Source organism: Parafannyhessea sp. LCP19S3_B1, assembly GCF_052121955.1.
Taxonomy (GTDB): Bacteria; Actinomycetota; Coriobacteriia; order Coriobacteriales; family Atopobiaceae; genus Parafannyhessea.
Genome location: NZ_JBQKDH010000002.1, coordinates 100,105 through 117,654, shown reverse-complemented (window position 1 = coordinate 117,654; position 17,550 = coordinate 100,105). Strand labels below are relative to the sequence as shown.

The 17,550-nt window shown below is 65.5% G+C and carries 14 protein-coding genes; 5 read left to right on the top strand and 9 right to left on the bottom strand.

From position 1 onward, the window contains the following. Position 1: 1 nt before the first annotated feature. The 5 genes from hisC to uvrA form a co-directional block, all read right to left on the bottom strand. On the bottom strand, positions 2-1,099 hold the full coding sequence (gene hisC, locus ACTQWE_RS01375) for a histidinol-phosphate transaminase (protein ID WP_441856006.1): 1,098 nt from the start codon (positions 1,097-1,099) through the stop codon (positions 2-4). 41 nt (positions 1,100-1,140) lie between these two features. After that, a complete protein-coding gene (gene hisD / locus ACTQWE_RS01370) occupies positions 1,141-2,538 on the bottom strand; it encodes a histidinol dehydrogenase (RefSeq protein WP_441856008.1) in 1,398 nt (465 codons plus the stop codon). A 10-nt stretch (positions 2,539-2,548) separates the two neighbouring features. Continuing rightward, on the bottom strand, positions 2,549-4,219 hold the full coding sequence (hisG, locus tag ACTQWE_RS01365; RefSeq protein ID WP_441856010.1) for an ATP phosphoribosyltransferase: 1,671 nt from the start codon (positions 4,217-4,219) through the stop codon (positions 2,549-2,551). 191 nt (positions 4,220-4,410) lie between these two features. Continuing rightward, positions 4,411-4,917, bottom strand: coding sequence for a Cys-tRNA(Pro) deacylase (gene ybaK / locus ACTQWE_RS01360; protein WP_441856011.1), 507 nt, complete (start codon positions 4,915-4,917; stop codon positions 4,411-4,413). A 52-nt stretch (positions 4,918-4,969) separates the two neighbouring features. Beyond that, on the bottom strand, positions 4,970-7,888 hold the full coding sequence (uvrA, locus tag ACTQWE_RS01355) for an excinuclease ABC subunit UvrA (protein WP_441921203.1): 2,919 nt from the start codon (positions 7,886-7,888) through the stop codon (positions 4,970-4,972). Positions 7,889-7,996: 108 nt separating this feature from the next. Between uvrA and ACTQWE_RS01350 the strand changes: the two genes are divergently transcribed. Further along, positions 7,997-8,239, top strand: a complete 243-nt coding sequence (locus ACTQWE_RS01350) for a hypothetical protein (protein WP_441921201.1) — start codon at positions 7,997-7,999, stop codon at positions 8,237-8,239. Positions 8,240-8,273: 34 nt separating this feature from the next. Beyond that, positions 8,274-8,531, top strand: a complete 258-nt coding sequence (locus tag ACTQWE_RS01345; protein WP_197674331.1) for a hypothetical protein — start codon at positions 8,274-8,276, stop codon at positions 8,529-8,531. A gap of 15 nt (positions 8,532-8,546) precedes the next feature. On the opposite strand, the gene ACTQWE_RS01340 is transcribed toward ACTQWE_RS01345, so the two are convergent. After that, on the bottom strand, positions 8,547-9,068 hold the full coding sequence (locus ACTQWE_RS01340; RefSeq protein ID WP_090862646.1) for a hypothetical protein: 522 nt from the start codon (positions 9,066-9,068) through the stop codon (positions 8,547-8,549). A gap of 250 nt (positions 9,069-9,318) precedes the next feature. On the opposite strand from ACTQWE_RS01340, the gene ACTQWE_RS01335 reads away from it, so the two are divergent. The 3 genes from ACTQWE_RS01335 (at position 9,319) to ACTQWE_RS01325 (ending at position 13,189) form a co-directional block, all read left to right on the top strand. Continuing rightward, positions 9,319-10,161, top strand: coding sequence for an Mrp/NBP35 family ATP-binding protein (locus ACTQWE_RS01335; protein ID WP_441856022.1), 843 nt, complete (start codon positions 9,319-9,321; stop codon positions 10,159-10,161). A 3-nt stretch (positions 10,162-10,164) separates the two neighbouring features. Then, on the top strand, positions 10,165-11,457 hold the full coding sequence (locus ACTQWE_RS01330; RefSeq protein WP_441856024.1) for an aminoacetone oxidase family FAD-binding enzyme: 1,293 nt from the start codon (positions 10,165-10,167) through the stop codon (positions 11,455-11,457). A 64-nt stretch (positions 11,458-11,521) separates the two neighbouring features. Beyond that, positions 11,522-13,189 carry an NAD(P)/FAD-dependent oxidoreductase gene (locus ACTQWE_RS01325; RefSeq protein ID WP_441856026.1) on the top strand — a complete coding sequence of 556 codons (1,668 nt, stop codon included), beginning with the start codon at positions 11,522-11,524 and terminating at the stop codon, positions 13,187-13,189. Here the strand turns inward: ACTQWE_RS01325 and ACTQWE_RS01320 are convergent. The 3 genes from ACTQWE_RS01320 to ACTQWE_RS01310 all read right to left on the bottom strand — a co-directional run bounded on the left by ACTQWE_RS01320 (position 13,076) and on the right by ACTQWE_RS01310 (position 17,366). Beyond that, the gene (locus tag ACTQWE_RS01320; RefSeq protein WP_441921200.1) at positions 13,076-13,984 is read right to left on the bottom strand and encodes a class C sortase; all 909 of its coding nucleotides are present in this window, start codon (positions 13,982-13,984) and stop codon (positions 13,076-13,078) included. The genes ACTQWE_RS01325 and ACTQWE_RS01320 overlap by 114 nt on opposite strands. Before the next feature lie 64 nt (positions 13,985-14,048). Then, positions 14,049-15,662 carry a SpaA isopeptide-forming pilin-related protein gene (locus tag ACTQWE_RS01315; protein ID WP_441856028.1) on the bottom strand — a complete coding sequence of 538 codons (1,614 nt, stop codon included), beginning with the start codon at positions 15,660-15,662 and terminating at the stop codon, positions 14,049-14,051. 33 nt (positions 15,663-15,695) lie between these two features. Then, positions 15,696-17,366: an isopeptide-forming domain-containing fimbrial protein gene (locus ACTQWE_RS01310; RefSeq protein WP_441856030.1), complete on the bottom strand. Its 1,671-nt coding sequence runs from the start codon at positions 17,364-17,366 to the stop codon at positions 15,696-15,698. Positions 17,367-17,550 lie beyond the last annotated feature (184 nt).

Sequence of the window (17,550 nt, the reverse complement as noted above, 5' to 3'; positions counted from 1 at the left end):
GCTATTCCCCCTTCAGAAGTCTTCGCAGCGCGTCGAGAAGAGCGTCGTTCTCATCCGGCATCCCCACGGTGACGCGCAGGCAGTCCCTTAGCCCCGGGGTAGACGAGAAGTCGCGCACGAGAATCGAGAACTCGTCGCGCAGGCGGTTGCGCACGACATGGGCGTCAGGCATCCTGACCAGCAGGAAGTTTCCCGCGCTCGGCCATGCCGTCACGCCAAGGCCCCCCATGCCGGCAAGCTCGTCCAACAGGCGCTCGCGCTCCGACGCGATGCTTGCGATCGTCGGCCCAAACGCCCCCCGGCTCCTCACCGCGGCAAGCCCCGCGGCCTGAGAGAACACGTTCACGGAATACGGCTGCCGCACGGCCGCGAGGGCGTTCACGACGGATGGGCTCGCCAGCACGTAGCCTATGCGCCCGCCCGCAAGGCAGAACGCCTTCGACAGCGTGTGCAGAACCGCCAGGTTGCCATATTCCGCAAGGAGCGGTTCCGCAGAGGAGCCGTCAGGCGCGAACTCCATGTACGCCTCGTCCAACAGGACTATCCCTGGACACGCCTCGCAGAGCCTGCGCGTCTGCTCTACCGGAAAGAGGTTTCCCGTCGGGTTGTTTGGGGACGTCACAACCACGATGCTCGCGCGGGCGGCTGCCTCCACCAACGCGTCCGCATCGCACTCGAACGTCTCGGGGTCACGTGGGACGTTCACGACCGTCGTCTCGACCAGCTCCGCGTACAGCCGGTACACCGAGAACGTGGGCTCGCAGCTCACGAGGACGTGGTCACGGCCGCCAAATGCGAGGAAGAGGTTGAACAGCAGCTCGTCGCCACCGTTTCCAACGATCACGTGGTCTTCCCCGACGCCATGCCAACGGGCGAGCTCGGACCTGAGCTCGTTCGAGAGCGGCTGCGGGTAGCGGTTCGTCACCGCGTCGCACAGTCCCTTGTCGACGGCCGCCTTGACATCCGACGGCATTCCATAGGTGTTCTCGTTCGCCGAGAGGTTTATCCTCACCTGCGAGAACGCCGGGTCATACGGCTCGAGCACCGCGGCCGACGGCCGCATGGCGGCACGAATCCTGTCTGAGATACCCTGGGGCACGATGCTCCTCCTCACGTCCCACGTTTCTGCCGTCGCGGAGCCTAGCCCCTGCCGCCGTCAAGATTGGGAACTCCCGGCTCCTCAAGCTTACGCGGCCACGCGGTCGCCATCGCATCCGCACACGCGGCGGTAACGTCAGAGAAACGCTCCGTTTTCTCTTCAAGCAGCTTGCGGCGCATTCCGACGGAAAGGGCATGCGCCCACAGGCCCTCCGCCTGGGCGAGCGCCTGAACCGCCGGGCCATCCGCCGCAAGTCCCTGGGGCGTGTAGGAGATCACGCTAGAGCGCTTCTGGAAGTCGTAGACGCCAAGGGGATTCGAGAAGACCGCGGTTCCGCCGGTCGGCAGTGTGTGGTTTGGCCCGGCGACATAGTCTCCCAGGGGCTCCGAGGACCAGGGCCCCACGAATATCGCGCCTGCGTTCTGGATTCGGCCGAGGAGGTCGAACGCCTGCGCGCAGTGGAGCTCCAGGTGCTCCGGCGCAATGAGGTTCACTGCATCGACTGCCGCGTCGAGGCTGTCGGTGCTGACGACGAGGCCGTGCTCGAGCGAGGAGCGCGTGATCTTCTCGCGCGGGCTCTGACTTGTCAGGATGTCAATGGCCGCCTCGACCTCCTTCGCAAGCGAGGGAGCGTCGGTAACCAGGTAGCACGTGGCAAGGGGATCGTGCTCCGCCTGCGCCATGAGGTCAGCGGCGACGACGGCGGGGTCCGCCGTCGCGTCCGCGAGCACGCAGACCTCCGACGGGCCTGCGACCATGTCGATTCCCACGTCTCCGGAAACGTAGCGCTTCGCCGCCGCGACGTAGGCGTTGCCAGGTCCCACGATCTTCGCGACCTTCGGGATGGACTCCGTCCCGTAGGCAACCGCACCGATCGCCTGCGCGCCGCCCACGGCGTACACCTCGTCGACGCCGGCGACTGCCGCAGCCGCGAGCGTGTACGCCGAAAGCGAGCCGTCTCTCTGGGGCGGGGTGACCATGATCACGCGCGGGACGCCCGCGACCTTTGCCGGCACGGTGTCCATGAGCACCGTGGATGGGTACTGCGCGCGCCCACCGGGAACGTACACCGCGACGGAGGGAACCGGCGTGACCTTCACGCCGAGGATGGTGCCGTCCTCCCTCGTCGTAAACCACGATTGCTCTCGCTCGCGCTCGTGGAAGTCGCGGATCTGACGGTAGGCGCGACGGAGGGACTCGAGGAACTCGGGGTCGACCATGTCGAGCGCCCCCTTGACGACCTCGTCGGGGACGCGGAAGCTCTTGGGGCAGGCCCCATCGAACTTCAGGCAGAAGTCGCGAACCGCGGCGTCCCTTCCCTCCCTGACGGCGTCCACGATCTGCTGCGCGGAGTCCATGATCTCCTTTGGCAGTGCGCCCTGACGCATGAGGTCCTTCTGCTGAAGCCTCTGCTCGCCGGAAAGCGTTACGTTCCTCATGGCATTCTCCTTACTGGTTTGCCTCGACGGCCTGGGCGAGCCTTGCCGCGAGGTCGCGGATGCGGGTGTCATAGCGATACGCTGCCGGTCCCGAGAAGAACCGCGCCGTGCAGTTCATCACCTCGTCCACTATGACGAGGTCGTTCTCGGCGAGAGTGGTTCCCGTCGCCGTAATGTCCACGATTCGGTCGGTCATGCCGACGATGGGACCAAGCTCAATGTTGCCGTGCAGCTGCACGATGTCGACCTGCTGACCGATGCGGTCGTAGTAGCTCTGGGTGATCCTGGGATACTTCGTTGCCACGCGGACCGTACCGCGCCAGCTGTACGCGTCCTCGGCGGCGCCGGCCTTCGACCTCGGCTCCGCCACGACGAAGCGGCAGCCGCCGAAGCGCAGGTCCACGAGCTGGATGAGGTCGTGGTTCGCCTCGAATATGGAGTCGTATCCGCAGATGCCGCAGTCGGCACCGCCATGCGCCACGAACGCGGGCGCATCCTGCGCGCGCACTATGACGTACTCGTAGTCACCGTCGCGAACGATGAGCTTGCGTCCCAGGTCGCGAAGGCTGTCCGTGGGCAGGCCGGCCGACTCTAGCACCCTCACCGCATCCTTGAAGAGTGAGCCCTTCGGCACGGCGATCCTCAGTGGTCTCTCCGAGAGGCGCACGTCCGAACTCACGACGCCGCTTTCGCCCTGCTCTCCCAGTATCTCCTGCAGTCGCTCCAGGGAGAGGGCGAATCCGCAGGACGCGACGTTCGGCCTACCGAAGTTCGCGAGCACGGCGTCATAGCGGCCACCCGAAGCTATCGAGGCGGTTATTCCCTCGGCGTAGCCCTTGAAGATGATGCCCGTATAGTAGTCGAAGGAGTTAGCGATCGAGAAGTCGAAGGTGAGCCGCCCCTCCTCGGCGAGGTCCGCAAGCGACGAGACGAGCGCGCGAAGCTCGCTCGTCCCCCTCTCGGCCTCCGGGATGCCAGCGGCGTCGAGAAGCGCGTCGGCCTCCTCGATCGCGCTTGCGTCGCCGGCAAGGCGGGGAATTCTCCTCAGCGCCTCACGCACGGGCTGGTCGAGCTCGGTCGAGTCGACAAGCTCGTCCAGGCTCACGAGGTCGGACTCGTGAGCAAGCCCGAGCGCCCTTTCCTCGAACTGGCTCGACGGGGAGCGACGGTCGAGCAGTGCCTTCAGGGGCGAGACGGATCCGCAGACGATGCGCCATGCCGGCGCCTCGAGCGCGTCGAGCGTCTCGGCAAGAAGCGAGACGACCTCTGTCTCGGGAAGGGTGTCATCGATGCCATCCGCACCGAAGTACTCGACGCCAAGCTGCGTGAACTGACGCGGCTGGCCCTTGAGCATCGACTCCTCGCGCACGACCGGAGCGGCGTAGCGCAGGCGAAGCGGAAGGTCGCCCGCACTCGTCCTGGCGGAAACCATGCGCGCTATGGGAAGCGTCAGGTCGGGCCTCACCATGAGGAGGCTGCCGTCGCCGTCGAAGAGCTGAAACGGCGAGTCCTGAAGCTTCCCTCCAAGAGAGAGCAGATTCCTATCCTCTATGAGGGGCGTCTCGACCGGCAGATACCCATGTCGAGAGAAGCACTCGCGCACCGTGCCCGTAATGCGCTCTCGCGCGAGCGCCTCCGTAGGTAGAATGTCCCTGAAGCCACGTGGGGTCACTGCCGACATCGTCCCGTTCCTCTCGCCCGCACGGCCCAGCTCTACGCTTTTGCCGCACGGCTGAAATAGAATGCCTGACTTGAAGTGCGAGTACTTTATCACACTAAAGTGAACCTAGGTGATGCCCAAGAAAACGGTAACGCCCGCGAAACGTATCCCGTCGAAAGCCCCAATAACCTGCGAGGTGCTTGAGAGGCCGGCTATGCCTTCGCCGGGACTCGGGTGATGTCCGCGAACGTTGCTCCCAGGAACTCCGCGAGGCTCACCGGGTTGAGGGTGAGCGACAGGCCCCTGCGTCCACCGGAGATGCCGATTTCGTCGAAGAGCTGCGCGGTCTCGTCGATGAGCGTCGGGAACTGCTTCTTCATGCCGACGGGCGTGCATCCGCCCCTGACGTAGCCCGTAAGGGGCTCGAGGTCCTTGATGGCGATCAGGGCGAGGGACTTCTCCCCCGCTACGGCCGCGGCCTTCTTGAAGTCCAGCTCCTCCGCGACAGGAATGCAGCATACGACGTGGTCGCCCGAGGGGGCCACGCACACAAGGGTCTTGAACTGGCTGTCGGGATCCTCCCCCGCCTCCTGCGCCATGCGAAGGCCGAGCCCGCGGGAGATGTCGTCCTCCTCCTGCTCGTGCCACTCGTATGCGACCCCGCCCCTCTCGAGCTCGCGCATCGCGTTCGTCTTCTGGACCTTCTCCTTCTTGGACATCGAATCAGCCCCCCGTGAGATTCCCCGCACCCGTCGGCCCGGGGTGTCGTTGCTACTTTGCCGCAGAGCGAGCCGCCCTCTTGTCACGGAGAGCCATCCGTTCCCTGTCCCTTTCCACGATCGGCTTGAGGTAGCGACCGGTGTACGACTCCTCGCACGCACAGACCTTCTCGGGCGTGCCGTAGCAGACGATGGTGCCGCCACCCGAGCCGCCTTCGGGCCCAAGGTCGATCAGACGGTCCGCAACCTTGATCACATCGAGGTTGTGCTCGATAACGAGAACGGTGTTGCCTGCGTCGACCAGCTTCTGGAGCACCTCGATCAGCATGCGGACGTCCTCGAAGTGGAGGCCGGTGGTCGGCTCGTCCAGGATGTAGAACGTCTTGCCCGTCTGCTGGCGGTGCAGCTCCTTTGCCAGCTTGACGCGCTGGGCCTCGCCACCGGAGAGCGTCGTCGCGGACTGTCCCAGGTGTATGTATCCCAGGCCCACGTCGTAGAGCGTCTGGAGCTTTCGCTTGATGCGCGGGATGTTGGTGAAGAATGCCAGCGCCTCGGTCACCGTCATGTCGAGAACGTCCGCAATCGTCTTGCCGTGGTACGTGACCTCGAGGGTCTCCCTGTTGTAGCGCTTGCCGTGGCAGACCTCGCACGGCACGTAGATGTCTGGCAGGAAGTTCATCTCGATCTTTATCTGGCCGTCGCCCTTGCACGCCTCGCAGCGACCGCCGGGCACGTTGAAGCTGAAGCGCCCTGCGGAGTATCCGCGAGCTCTGGATTCGGGCGTGGATGCGAAGAGCGCGCGCAGGTCGTCCCAAAGGCCGATGTACGTCGCGGGGTTCGAGCGCGGCGTACGACCGATGGGGCTCTGGTCGATGTCGATCACCTTGTCGACGAGCGGCTTGCCGTCCTCGTCCAGGAGGCCGTCGATGCGCTTGTAGGGGCCGCACACGCGCTTCGCGTGCATGATCTGGTTCGCGAGCACCGGTGCGATGGTGTCCGTCACAAGCGAGGACTTGCCCGAGCCCGAGACGCCCGTCACCACCGTGAGCGTACCGTACTCCACCTTTGCGGACACGCTCTTGAGATTGTTTGCCGTGCAGCCGAAGATCTTGAAGGCACCGCGACGGGGGTTCCTGCGCTTTTCCGGCAGCTCGATCATGCGCCTTCCGGTAAGGTACGCCCCCGTGAGCGAATCGGGGTTCGCCATGATCTCCGCCGGGGTACCGGCGGCAACCACGTCTCCGCCCAGCTCGCCCGCGCCTGGGCCCATGTCGATCACGTAATCCGCCGCACGGATGGTGTCCTCGTCGTGCTCGACCACGATCACCGTGTTGCCCATGTCGCGCAGGCTCTTGAGCGTCGCGATCAGACGGTCGTTGTCGCGCTGGTGCAGACCGATGGACGGCTCGTCCAGGATGTACAGCACACCCATGAGACCCGCGCCAATCTGCGTCGCAAGGCGGATGCGCTGCGCCTCGCCACCGGAGAGCGTCGCCGCGGCACGGCTGAGCGTGAGGTAGTCCAGGCCGACGTTCACCATGAACCTCAGGCGCGCAACGATCTCCTTGACGATGGGCGCTCCGATGAGGTGCTGACGCTCCGTCAGCTGCAGGCCCTCGAAAAACGAGAGGCACTCACGACAGGACATGTCGCAGACCTGCTGGATGTTCTTCTCGCCCACCGTAACCGCAAGGTACTCTGGCTTGAGCCTCGCGCCGTGGCACGTGGGGCACGGGACCTCGCGGATGTACTTGTCGAGGTGGTTGCGCGTGGTCTCGGACGTGGTCTCCTGGTACTTCTCGAACAGGATCGACCGCACGCCGGAGAACTTCGTGAACCAGAAGGTGTCGCGGCCGTCCCGTGTGTGGTAGTCCACGCGGATCTTCGTGGAGCCAAGTCCGTCGAGGATGGCCGTGCGCGTCTTCTTCTTGAGGTCCTGCCACGGGGTCTTGGGGTCCTCGCCCAGGTGCTTGAGCACGGCCTCGAAGATCTGCGGATAGTAGTTGGAGCGGCCAAACAGGTCGCCGAAGACGCCCTCGCCCACCGGCACCGTCGGGTCCTCGATGAGATCCTCCGCGTCCACGATGCGCCTTGTGCCAAGGCCGTCACAGTCCGGACAGGCGCCATACGGCGCGTTGAAGCTGAAGTCGCGGGGTTGGAGGTCGTCGATGGAGTGGCCGTGCTCGGGGCATGCGAGCGCGAGCGAGTACTGCAGCAGCTCGCCCTCCGCGCCTTCGGGCTCGTCACGGCCAGGCAGCAGGTAGAAGCTCACGCGGCCGGAGGCGAGCTTCGTCGCCTGCTCCACGCCCTCCGCGATGCGGCCGAGCGAGTTCTCGCGGATGACGATGCGGTCGACCACGACCTCGATGGAGTGCTTGTACTTCTTGTCGAGCTTGATGTCCTCGTCCAGCTCGCGGACCTCGCCGTCGACGCGCACGCGGCTGAAGCCCTCGTGGCGCAGGTCCTCGAACAGCTTCTGGTACTCGCCCTTGCGGCCGAGCACGACCGGCGCGAGCACGTACGCGCGCCTGCCCTGGCCCGCCTCGAGCACCTTGTCCGCAATCTGGTCAGTCGTCTGGCGGCTGATGGGCCTACCGCACTCCGGGCAGTGCGGGACGCCGATGCGCGCATACAGAAGACGCAGGTAGTCGTATATCTCCGTCACCGTGCCCACCGTGGAGCGCGGGTTGCGGCTCGTCGTCTTCTGGTCGATTGAGACCGCGGGCGACAGGCCGTCGATGGAGTCGAGGTCCGGCTTGTCCATCTGTCCCAGGAACATGCGCGCGTAGCTGCTGAGGGACTCGACGTAGCGGCGCTGGCCCTCCGCGTAGATGGTGTCGAAGGCGAGGCTCGACTTGCCGGAGCCCGAGAGTCCCGTGATGACCACCAGCTTGTCACGCGGGATGTTCACGTCTATGTCGCGCAGGTTATGCTCGCGGGCGCCCTTGATGACGATGGAGTCTGATGCCATGGAAACCTCTTCGACCGCATCCGTTACGTTCTTCTCGCTCATTAGTGTAGCCAAGCCTACCCCATAGGGGACGGCTCTAGACGCCTTGGCACCAATTTCATAGAACAAATGTTTGCATTCGTTCGGGCGCGTTCGCCGGGCGAGAAGAGCTTCGAGCTCAGGGACGCGGACGACCTCCTGAGGTCGTTCGACCGGCTGGTGCTCCCGGGCGGCGAGTCGACCGTGCAGGGCAAGCTCCTTTGCGAGCTGGGGATGCTCGACCCCATCCGCGAGCGCATACGCGACGGCATGCCCGTGCTGGGCACGTGCGCGGGGCTCATCCTGCTCGCAAAAACGCCTCGAGGCGCATGACGACAGGCACACCCCGCGCCTCGAGACGCTGGACATGACGGTGGAGAGCAACTCGTACGGGCGCCAGCTCGGGAGCTTCCACACTACGGGAGAGGTGGCCGGCGTCGGCGGCGACGTGCCGATGACGTTCATCCACGCGCCAAAGATCACGCGTGTGGGCAAGGGGGTCAATATTCTCGCCCGCGTGGTCCAAAGCCCCGTGGTCATGCGGCAGGGCGCCCGGCTCGTCGTCGCGTTCCATCCGGAGCTCGACGTCGACCCGAGGATGCACCGACTGTTCCTCTCGCTGTAGGCGGGCAGGCCGCGCTCAGCGGGCGTCGTACAGGAGCGCCACCCCAAGCACGACGCCGGCCACAAGCGCGTACAGAGGCACGACGCCTGCGAGCGCGGCCGTCTGGTACATGCAAAGCAGGGCGGGCAGGAACGTCTGCCTCAGACCCTCGACCGGCGGCAACGACAGCACGAACATGCCCATGGGCGCCGCCGCAAGCACGGCCGCCGCAACGCGCAGCCCCCGCGGCACGGGCGACAAGGTAGCGGCATCCTCCCTGTGGCCGCGCACGAGCGTCGCCAAAATGCCAACCGCACCCGCCACGGCATAGGTCGCCCCGACCGTCGCCACCGCAACCCAGAACGCCGCCGCAAGCGCACTCCCGCTCGCAGCGGACGTCAGGGTCGCGTAGAGCTCGTAGCCCATTCCGAACTCGCCGTACAGGTTCGCCCTCGCGAGCACGACGACCAGCGCCCCAAGCACGAGCGCGGCGATGCTCCGCGACCTTGCGCCATCTTTCCTTGCGGTCGCCTTTTGGACCGAAGCATTTCCTCTCATGTCACTACCCCCCCGCACCAGCGGGAATCGCAATGCCGGACGGAAACCTGATACGTACATTCTACCTGCGGAGAGGCCCCGCCATCATCCCTCGCGAACACACCATAGGCTCGCTCCCCGAGCGGTGGATATTGGGTGGCGGACGACCTGCGCCTATAATTTCCCGTACATGTTGGGCAAGCTCTAAACTGAAACCAGTCCCGACGGCGCCCGTGCGCGGCCGTCGAAATTCACACAGGAGAGGTGACACATGGCAGAGAACGACATCGACAGGGATGCCATCAAGGACGAGGTCGACCAGATCTTCGGCAACCGTCCCAAGCACGAGGGGCCCGAGCTGTACCAGGTGAACGACCAGTCCAGCATCAAGCACGTGATTGGCGTGATCTCCGGAAAGGGCGGCGTCGGCAAGTCGCTCGTGACCGGCATCCTCGCGACCGAGCTCGCACGCAAGGGCCACAAGGTCGGCATCCTGGACGCCGACATCACCGGCCCGTCCATCCCCAAGATGTTCGGCCTTTCCGGCCTGCACGTCTTCGGGCAGGGCGACAAGATCATCCCCGCCCAGTCCAAGGGTGGCATCAAGATCATGAGCACCAACCTCGTCCTCGAAAACGAGAACGACCCCGTGCTCTGGCGCGGCCCCATGCTCATGGGGGCGCTCAAGCAGTTCTACGAGGACACGCTCTGGGGCGACATCGACTACCTGCTCGTCGACATGCCCCCGGGAACCGGCGACGTCGCGCTCACCGTCTTCCAGTCGCTGCCAATCGAGGGCGTCGTGATCGTAAGCTCCCCGCAGGACCTGGTCCAGGTCATCGTCGGCAAGGCCGTGAAGATGGCGGCCATGATGAACGTCCCCGTCCTCGGCGTGGTCGAGAACATGAGTTACATGGAGTGCCCGGAGTGCGGCCACAGGCTCGAGCCCTTCGGCCCCTCGCACCTGCAAGAAATCGTGGACGAGTTCAAGGTCGCCGACCTCGGTCGCATCCCCATCGACCCCAAGGTCGCTGCAAGCTGCGATGCCGGCACGTTCGAGTCCGAGCTCCCCGAGGGTCTCATCCCCGAGGCGGTCTCCGCGGTGGAGGCATAGCGCATGTCACAGGACGGCACTGGCAGGCGGAGGCGCGTCTCCCGCGCAAAGCTGCAGGAGCGCAGGCTCCAGGCAGCGGCGGCGGTAGACGTCGCCACCTCATACGACGTCGTCGTGGTCGGCGGCGGGGCATCCGGCCTCGTCGCCGCAATCTGCGCGGGCGAGAAGGGCGCGAACGTCCTGCTCCTGGAGTCCTCTCCCGAATGCGGGCGGCCCATACTCGCCACAGGCAACGGACGGTGCAACTTCAGCAACGTCGGCCTCGCGCCGAAGTACTACAACGACCCCGCGTTCGTACAGGCCGTCTTCGGCGACGACCCGCTCGGGGACATCCTCGCCTTCTTCCGCCAGTGCAACATGCGCTGGTGCCTGGAGGAGGAGAGGCTCTACCCCCTCTCGCGGCGCGCGACGTCGGTAAGGAACGTCCTCCTGCGACGCGCCGCTTCCGCCGGCGTGACCATCGCATGCGCAAGAAGCGTCGTGGGGGCATCCCGGACGGACGGGGGCTTTGCTATCACGTACCGCGAGGAGTTTGCCGGCGAGGCAGAGCGCACGGTCCAGGCTAGGAGCCTCGTCGTCTCGACCGGGGGCACGCAAAGCACACATGACTTCGACGTCGCAGGCTCGTTCGGCCTCGAGTCCAAGCCTGCAAAGCCCGTCCTCTGTCCCGTCGGCTGCGAGCCCAACCCCATCCTCGAGCTGGACGGCCGGAGGCTGCATGTACGCGCGCAGCTCACGCACACCGCCTTCCCCGTGTGGAGCGAGCGCGGCGAGGTCCTTCTCAGGAGCTACGGCCTTTCCGGCATCGTCGTGTTCAACATGTCCCGTCAGGTCGTTCCGGGCGACCTTGTCGAGCTTGACCTCCTTCCAGATCTCACCAAGAGCGAGCTGCAGCAGATGGTTGACCCGTTCGCTCACGGCTCGTTCGAGGAAGGCTGCCTCGACGGGGTGCTCGACCCAGACATCGCCTCGGTGCTCGAGGGACTTGCGCGCAGCCGCTGGACGCTCGAAGACGCCGGACGGGACAAACCCGCAAGCGACTCGGAGGCGCTCATGGCCCTTGCGAAGAGCTATCCGCTGAGGGCAACGGGGACGACCGGGCACGAGCAGGCCCAGGTGCTGCGCGGCGGGCTTCGCACGAACCAGTTCTCAACCAAGACGCTCGAGTGCACCTCCGTACCAGGACTCTTCGCCACGGGCGAGGCGCTCGACGTCGATGGGGAATGCGGAGGGTTCAACCTCTCGTGGGCTTGGAAGAGCGGAATGGTCGCAGGCGCGGCCGCCGCAACCAGATAGTCGCGTCCCCTCCCAGGCCATCGGTCGTCAGGGAGGGGGCGAGTCTGCATAGACTGGAGAAAACGTGCTCGACATCTCTGCCATACGGATTCCCGTCGACCAGCTCGACGGCACCCTCCGAACTGAGGAGCTTTCGCTCCGCAAGGCGGTCCTGCATAGGCTCCGCATTGCGCCTGACGACCTGTTGTCCGTAGATCCCCGCAAGCGCTCCATAGACGCTCGCAAGAAGAGCGACGTCCACTTCACGTATTCGGTGCGCGTTTCCCTGAGGGGAGGTGCCAACGCCGAGAGGGCGCTTCTCGCAAAGCTTCGGGCACGTCACGCCGAGAAGGGCGTGCGTCCTTCCGCGGACAAGGCGTTTGGGCTTCCAGCCCACTTCGGCACGACCGCGGCAAGCAGACCAGTCGTAATCGGGGCGGGATGTGCCGGCCTCTTCTGTGCGCTCTCGCTCGCGAACGCAGGGCTGAGGCCACTTCTCGTAGAGCGTGGCCAGGACGCGACGCGCAGGACGAAGGCCATTGAGCACTTCAACGAGACAGGTGAGCTCGACCCAGAGTCAAACATCCAATTCGGTCTCGGAGGTGCGGGGACCTTCTCTGACGGCAAGCTTTCGACCGGCACGAAAAGCCCGGCGCACAGGTTCATACTGCAGACGCTCGTCGACGCGGGCGCCTCGCAGGAGATACTCTGGGATGCCAAGCCGCACGTGGGTAGCGACGTCCTGCCAACGGTCGTGACGCACATCCTGCAGAGTATCGAATCCCTCGGCGGTGAGGTGAGGCTCGGGTGCCACATGACCGACATGGGGATATCGCACTCCCCTACGCCGCACGTCACATCGGTCACGCTGGAGCACCACGACGAATCGGGGCTTCTCGTCGAGGAAAGGGTTCCCGTTGACAACCTCGTGATCGCGTGCGGACATTCCGCCCGCGACGTATTCGAGCTGCTACGAGACCGTGACGTCACGCTCGAGCGGAAGACGTTCGCGATAGGCGTTCGCATAGAGCACCTCCAGTCCATGATCGACCGATCCCAATACGGACCCTTTGCGGGACACCCGGCCTTGGGCGCCGCTCCCTACAAGCTCGTCGCCCACCTCGACAACGACCGCAGCGCGTTCTCGTTTTGCATGTGCCCGGGCGGCTACGTCGTTGCCGCCGCCAGTGAGCCGGGCGGCGTCGTAACGAACGGAATGAGTCTCTCCGACCGTGCCGGGACGAATGCCAACTCCGGCTTTCTCGCCAATGTGTTCCCGACGGACCTCCCCGGAGACGACGTTCTTGCCGGCGTCGAGCTACAGCGCCGCTGCGAGCGCCTCGCTTTCGAGGCCGGTGGCGGCTCTTACGTCGCGCCCGCGCAGCTCGTCGCAGACTTCCTCCAGGGAACGCCGTCAACCGCCGGGGGAAACATCGTGCCTACATACCCACGAGGCGTGTGCTGGGGTGACGTCACGACGTGCCTCCCCTCCTACATCACCGAGACGCTGCGCGGCTCGATCCCGAAGATGAACCGACAGCTGCATGGCTTCGAGACGGCGGACGCGGTTCTTACCGGCGTGGAGACGCGGTCGAGCTCGCCCATACGCGTGACACGCGGCAAGGACTGCAGGTCCGTCTCAACCGCCGGTCTTTGGCCATGCGGCGAGGGGGCTGGATATGCCGGAGGAATCATGAGCGCCGCAACCGATGGCCTCCGTGTCGCCCAGGCGCTTGTCGACTCCCTTTCCTGAGGCCATGTGACGAGGAGACGACACAACGTGTCTCCTCTCGCTACGCCCCTTCCGAATCCGGTTCACCAAACAGCCGAACGCGGCCGTCGTCATCCCTGCGGCAAGCGGTATCACCCGAGGGTTCGCCGCACCATCCGAGGCCCGCTCCTTACCCATCGCGCTCACTCTTGTCCTCCTCCCCGTCACCAGCAGCCTGTGGTCGTTCACGCCATACGGCGTGCAGGTGACGAGCGTGCACAGGTCCTCGCCCACGGAGACCTTCAGACCCCGCACTCCCTCAGGCTTGACCACCCTCGTTTCCACCACCGCGTATTCGAGGGTCCTCCCAAGCGTGCGGAGCCTGAAGTGGTCTCCTTTCCTCAGCTTCCTGATGTCGTCGAACATCCTGCTCCCGTAGAGGCCAGAGTGTCCCATCAGCACCGCATGGGTCGATCTTCCTCCCACGGGTAACGAGCTTCCCTCAAGGTGGCCGACGCCGGAGGAAAGGACGTCGTCGCCAGTCCCCAGGCGGACGGGTAGGCGGACTCCGATGCTTGGCACCTCTATGCCCGACACGACCCTGCCGTCCTCGCCATTCAGCTGCCGCTCGTAGTCCCAGATCTCGCTCGTCGGAATCTCGGTGCGCTCTCCCGCGAGCACGCGATTGTAAGAGCGCGCCTGCAACAGCAGCCTCCTCCTCTCCCCCGGATCAATCCCGTCAGAGCGGTCGCTCATGGACGTCACCTGGCGTCCCGCCAATGCCGACGTGACCACGTCCATTGCCAGGGGCGCCGCTAGAAGCGCGATGCCGATCATCATCCCGAGTGCGGGAAGGGCCCTACGGAGACGTCTTCTCCCCCCGCGACTCCGGGACCGTGACCTACGAGGATGCATGGTCCGCAACGCGAGTCGCCTCCCGCCCTCGTACTTCCCCCGTCCCAAGGATCCTGTCGTCAGAAGCCAGCTTCCCCGCAAGCCCCAAGGCCATCATCGCGGCCGCCAACGCGGAAGCCGCTACGAGGCGCCCCTGCCCGTCGTCACCGGTTTTCGGCACGCCTGGACTGGTGACGCCCGCCTTGGCTTCCCGGGCGTTCCTCACCGTCACATCGACCGTTCCGGACCCTGCGTTGACCGTCGAAAGGCGCACCCCATCGCCCTCGCACGTCGCCCCAAGCCTCTTTTGACCCAGGTCGGCCCTGACATCGATGGTCACGTCCTTCGCAAGGCCGAGGAATCCCCTCGGCGCCCTCACCTCGCGAAGCCGGTACGAGCCCGCATCGAGCGCACGGAACACGACCGTCCCGTCCTCGTCGCAATCGAGAGCCGCCGAGGCCGCGTCGTCCACCCATTCGCCTTCTGGCGATAGGTACCTGCCATCCTCCCGCTGCAGCGTAAACGCCGCTCCGGGAACCCTCTTTCCGTCCTCGTCCACCTTCACCGCCCTGACGGCGAAGGAATATACGGTCGCGCTGTCCGGGGCGCTCTCGCCCACCCCTCCCGTGGCCGCGGAATCGGAAAACTTGACCACTGCCTCGTTCACGTTCCCAACGTCGAAGCCGATGTCTGCCTCGGCCGCGCGAAGGCGCGCCTCGTACGAGACCTCCAGCCTATCCCCGAACGCAAGCTTGGGGCACGACTTCTTCAGGTCTGCGAACTCGACCGTGAGCACGCTCCCGGTCACGTGCACCTCGAATCCGTCGTCAACGGCCTTCCTCGAACCGTCAGCCCGCACCACGGCAACGCGAACGGAGTCGGCGTCCGGCCTGATCGCGGCGCTCGCGCGGTCCTCGAACGCGTACCTGTACGCACGGTACGCGCCATAGTCGCTTGGAAGCGTCCCCGTCAGCACGAACCTCACGACGTCTCCCGCGGACGCGCTCGCCTCCTTCGCACGAAGTCCCGTCCCGTCGGCTCCGCGCACCAGGATCTCCTTCTTCACGCCCGGACGGACGCCCTTCTCGTTCACGACCACGTCGTCACCCCCAAGCGTAAGGAGAATCGGCTGCGAATCCTTGCAGACGAGGAGCCAGACGCCTTCCCCAAGCCGCGTCGCCCTTCCCGAGCGGACGCTCTTGACGGGCCTTGACTCCCCGTCGTCCACGGCAAGGGCCGCAAGCCTTTCCAGGTAGCTCGCGGCATCGTCACCGCGGGCGCCCCGCACGACCGCGACCAGCGCATCCTGCGCGTTCGCGAATGTGCCCAGCCCGCGGTAGAATTCGGCGCCCATGCAGCCGTGCCACGACGCGCCCGACACCTTCCCCCCTTTGCCGACGCGGGCGGAGAAGAGCCTGTATGCCTCGTACGTACGCGCCTTTCCGGCAGCGACGACGGTGACGGCACCGCCTTGCTCCGCCGGCTCAGCGGCCAACGCGTGGCCCACGAGCAGGGCAAGCGCCGCCATCGCCGCCACAAGTGCGACGCAGATGCGGGCGGGCACGCCGCGCGCCTGCCTCTTCCCCATGGGACCCATGCCTGCCTCGAGAACGTCACCCACTCGCATCGAGCGTCTCCCTCCTACTTCAGCTTCCTAGTCCACCTGGCCGTCCCCGCGCCTGCGATTGATTGCGATGACCGACACCGTCACGATGACGAGCCCCGTTCCCACGGCCATGGCGATGCCGCTTCGACCGGTGACCGGCAGGCTCGTCTGCAGGCGGTCGCCCACGGTCACGCGCGCGGTTCCCGCCGCGGCGTCCGCGATCTTCTCCTTGGAGTCCTTTTCGTCGATGACGCCGTCGCCGTTCGCGTCGATGCCGCCCGTGACATAGCCGTCACCGCCCAGCGTCCGTACCGTAAGCCTGTAGGCGCCACCGTCATCCGTGCCAAGGGAGTTTGGCAGCACGTATGATGGGCTGATCTCCACGCCGAAGTCAGGCACCTTGTCATAGGTTCCGTCGTCCGTCTTGGGCGCCTCCGTCTCATGGATGGTGTAGGTGCCCGAGTCGATTCTCGGTGCGTCGATCATGCCCTTCTCGTCCGTCGTAAACACGAACGGCGTGCTTCCCAGGGAGCCGTCCTCCTGGACGTACTTGTTCTTCGATCCCTCGTCGTCCGGGTCGGTCGCCTGAATCGTGAACTTGGCACCCGCAAGCGGTCGCTTCGTCGCGGCATCGACCTTGCAGATGTCGAGTCTGAACGTGTAGTTCGTCGTACCTCCGCCGTGGGACGTTCCCTTGCTGTCCGTGTTCGGGTTGTTGGAGTACGTTATCTTCGCGTCGTTCCTGTTGCCCTTGCCGCCCATGACGGCCTTCTCGTTGATCTTCGCCTTGTAGGTGACCCTGATCGTGGAGGAGGCGTCCAGACCGTCGATGGTCTTGACGTCGTCGCAGGTGAGCCTGAGCGTCGTGGTCCCATCGGCGTTTGACACGCGCTCCACCTTGAACTTGCCGGTGGCGTCTCGAGTGACGGGGCCGCCCTTCTCGTCCGTGCAATCCACCTCGACCTTGACGTCGCTGCCAAGCGTCAGGCCTTTCGACAGCGTGTCCTCGAACTGGTAATAGTACTTGTCGTAGCTGTCGAAGTTCATCGGCAGGGAGCCCTCCAGCCTGTACGAGAGCTCCTGGCCCATCTGCGAGTCCGCGGCGATGCTTCGCCTTCCCGCGTCGTCCGTTACGGTCTTCCCCACGTGGGGAAGGTCGGTCTTCTCGGTCACGTCCACGGGCTCCGTGCCCACCAGCACGAACAGCGGCGACGTGCCGCCAAGGTAGACCTTGCCGTTCGTCGAGGCGGGATCGGTCACGAAGAGCCAGTACCCCTGGTCCACGCTTGCGGCGACACCCGGCTTCGCCGTGACGGTGCTCGTCTTGCCGGAGACCGCCTTTGCGATCTTGCCGACGGGATCGGTCGCCTTGAGCCAATAGGCGTCCTTCTGCACGTGCGCGCGAATCCACACGGCCGCATCCTGGGCAGTCGTGCCCCTGTACGAGGCGTCCTCCGCTCTGATGACCCCCTCGACGGCGGCCTTCACGTCGTCGTTTGCCCACTGCACGTCAGAGACCGACCCGTCCTTTCCCACGGCCGCCTTGAACACCTGGTAGCCAAGGTAGGAAAGCTCGCCCTTCCTGTAGTTGTTTGAGTTGATGGTGATCGAGCCCTTGGTCGCGTCCTGGGCCTCGCCCTCCGCCAGCGCCGCTACGGGCGCCAGCTGCCCCAGCGCCAACGAAGCCGCAACGCCGCCCACGAGGGCCACTCGCCCCATGGTCCTTCCAAGTCCTACAAACCGCGCCTGCCTCGCATTCCCACTCATGCGTCCTCCATCTCTTGGACCGCCATGGTCCCGTGGCTTGTCCGCGGGCGACTGTCTTGGCTCGCCGGACCCCGTTAGTTCTCTCCGCGCGCTCGGGGATGGATGAAGAGGGTGCACCACGGCGCTTGCAGCTACC

Bases quoted from the DNA above. Each gene is read 5' to 3' on its own strand.
- hisD (WP_441856008.1), bottom strand. From the start codon at position 2,538: ATGAGGAACGTAACGCTTTCCGGCGAGCAGAGGCTTCAGCAGAAGGAC.
- hisG (WP_441856010.1), bottom strand. From the start codon at position 4,219: ATGTCGGCAGTGACCCCACGTGGCTTCAGGGACATTCTACCTACGGAG.
- ybaK (WP_441856011.1), bottom strand. From the start codon at position 4,917: ATGTCCAAGAAGGAGAAGGTCCAGAAGACGAACGCGATGCGCGAGCTC.
- uvrA (WP_441921203.1), bottom strand. From the start codon at position 7,888: ATGGCATCAGACTCCATCGTCATCAAGGGCGCCCGCGAGCATAACCTG.
- ACTQWE_RS01350 (WP_441921201.1), top strand. From the start codon at position 7,997: ATGTTTGCATTCGTTCGGGCGCGTTCGCCGGGCGAGAAGAGCTTCGAG.
- ACTQWE_RS01345 (WP_197674331.1), top strand. From the start codon at position 8,274: ATGACGGTGGAGAGCAACTCGTACGGGCGCCAGCTCGGGAGCTTCCAC.
- ACTQWE_RS01340 (WP_090862646.1), bottom strand. From the start codon at position 9,068: ATGAGAGGAAATGCTTCGGTCCAAAAGGCGACCGCAAGGAAAGATGGC.
- ACTQWE_RS01335 (WP_441856022.1), top strand. From the start codon at position 9,319: ATGGCAGAGAACGACATCGACAGGGATGCCATCAAGGACGAGGTCGAC.
- ACTQWE_RS01330 (WP_441856024.1), top strand. From the start codon at position 10,165: ATGTCACAGGACGGCACTGGCAGGCGGAGGCGCGTCTCCCGCGCAAAG.
- ACTQWE_RS01320 (WP_441921200.1), bottom strand. From the start codon at position 13,984: ATGATCGGCATCGCGCTTCTAGCGGCGCCCCTGGCAATGGACGTGGTC.
- ACTQWE_RS01310 (WP_441856030.1), bottom strand. From the start codon at position 17,366: ATGGGGCGAGTGGCCCTCGTGGGCGGCGTTGCGGCTTCGTTGGCGCTG.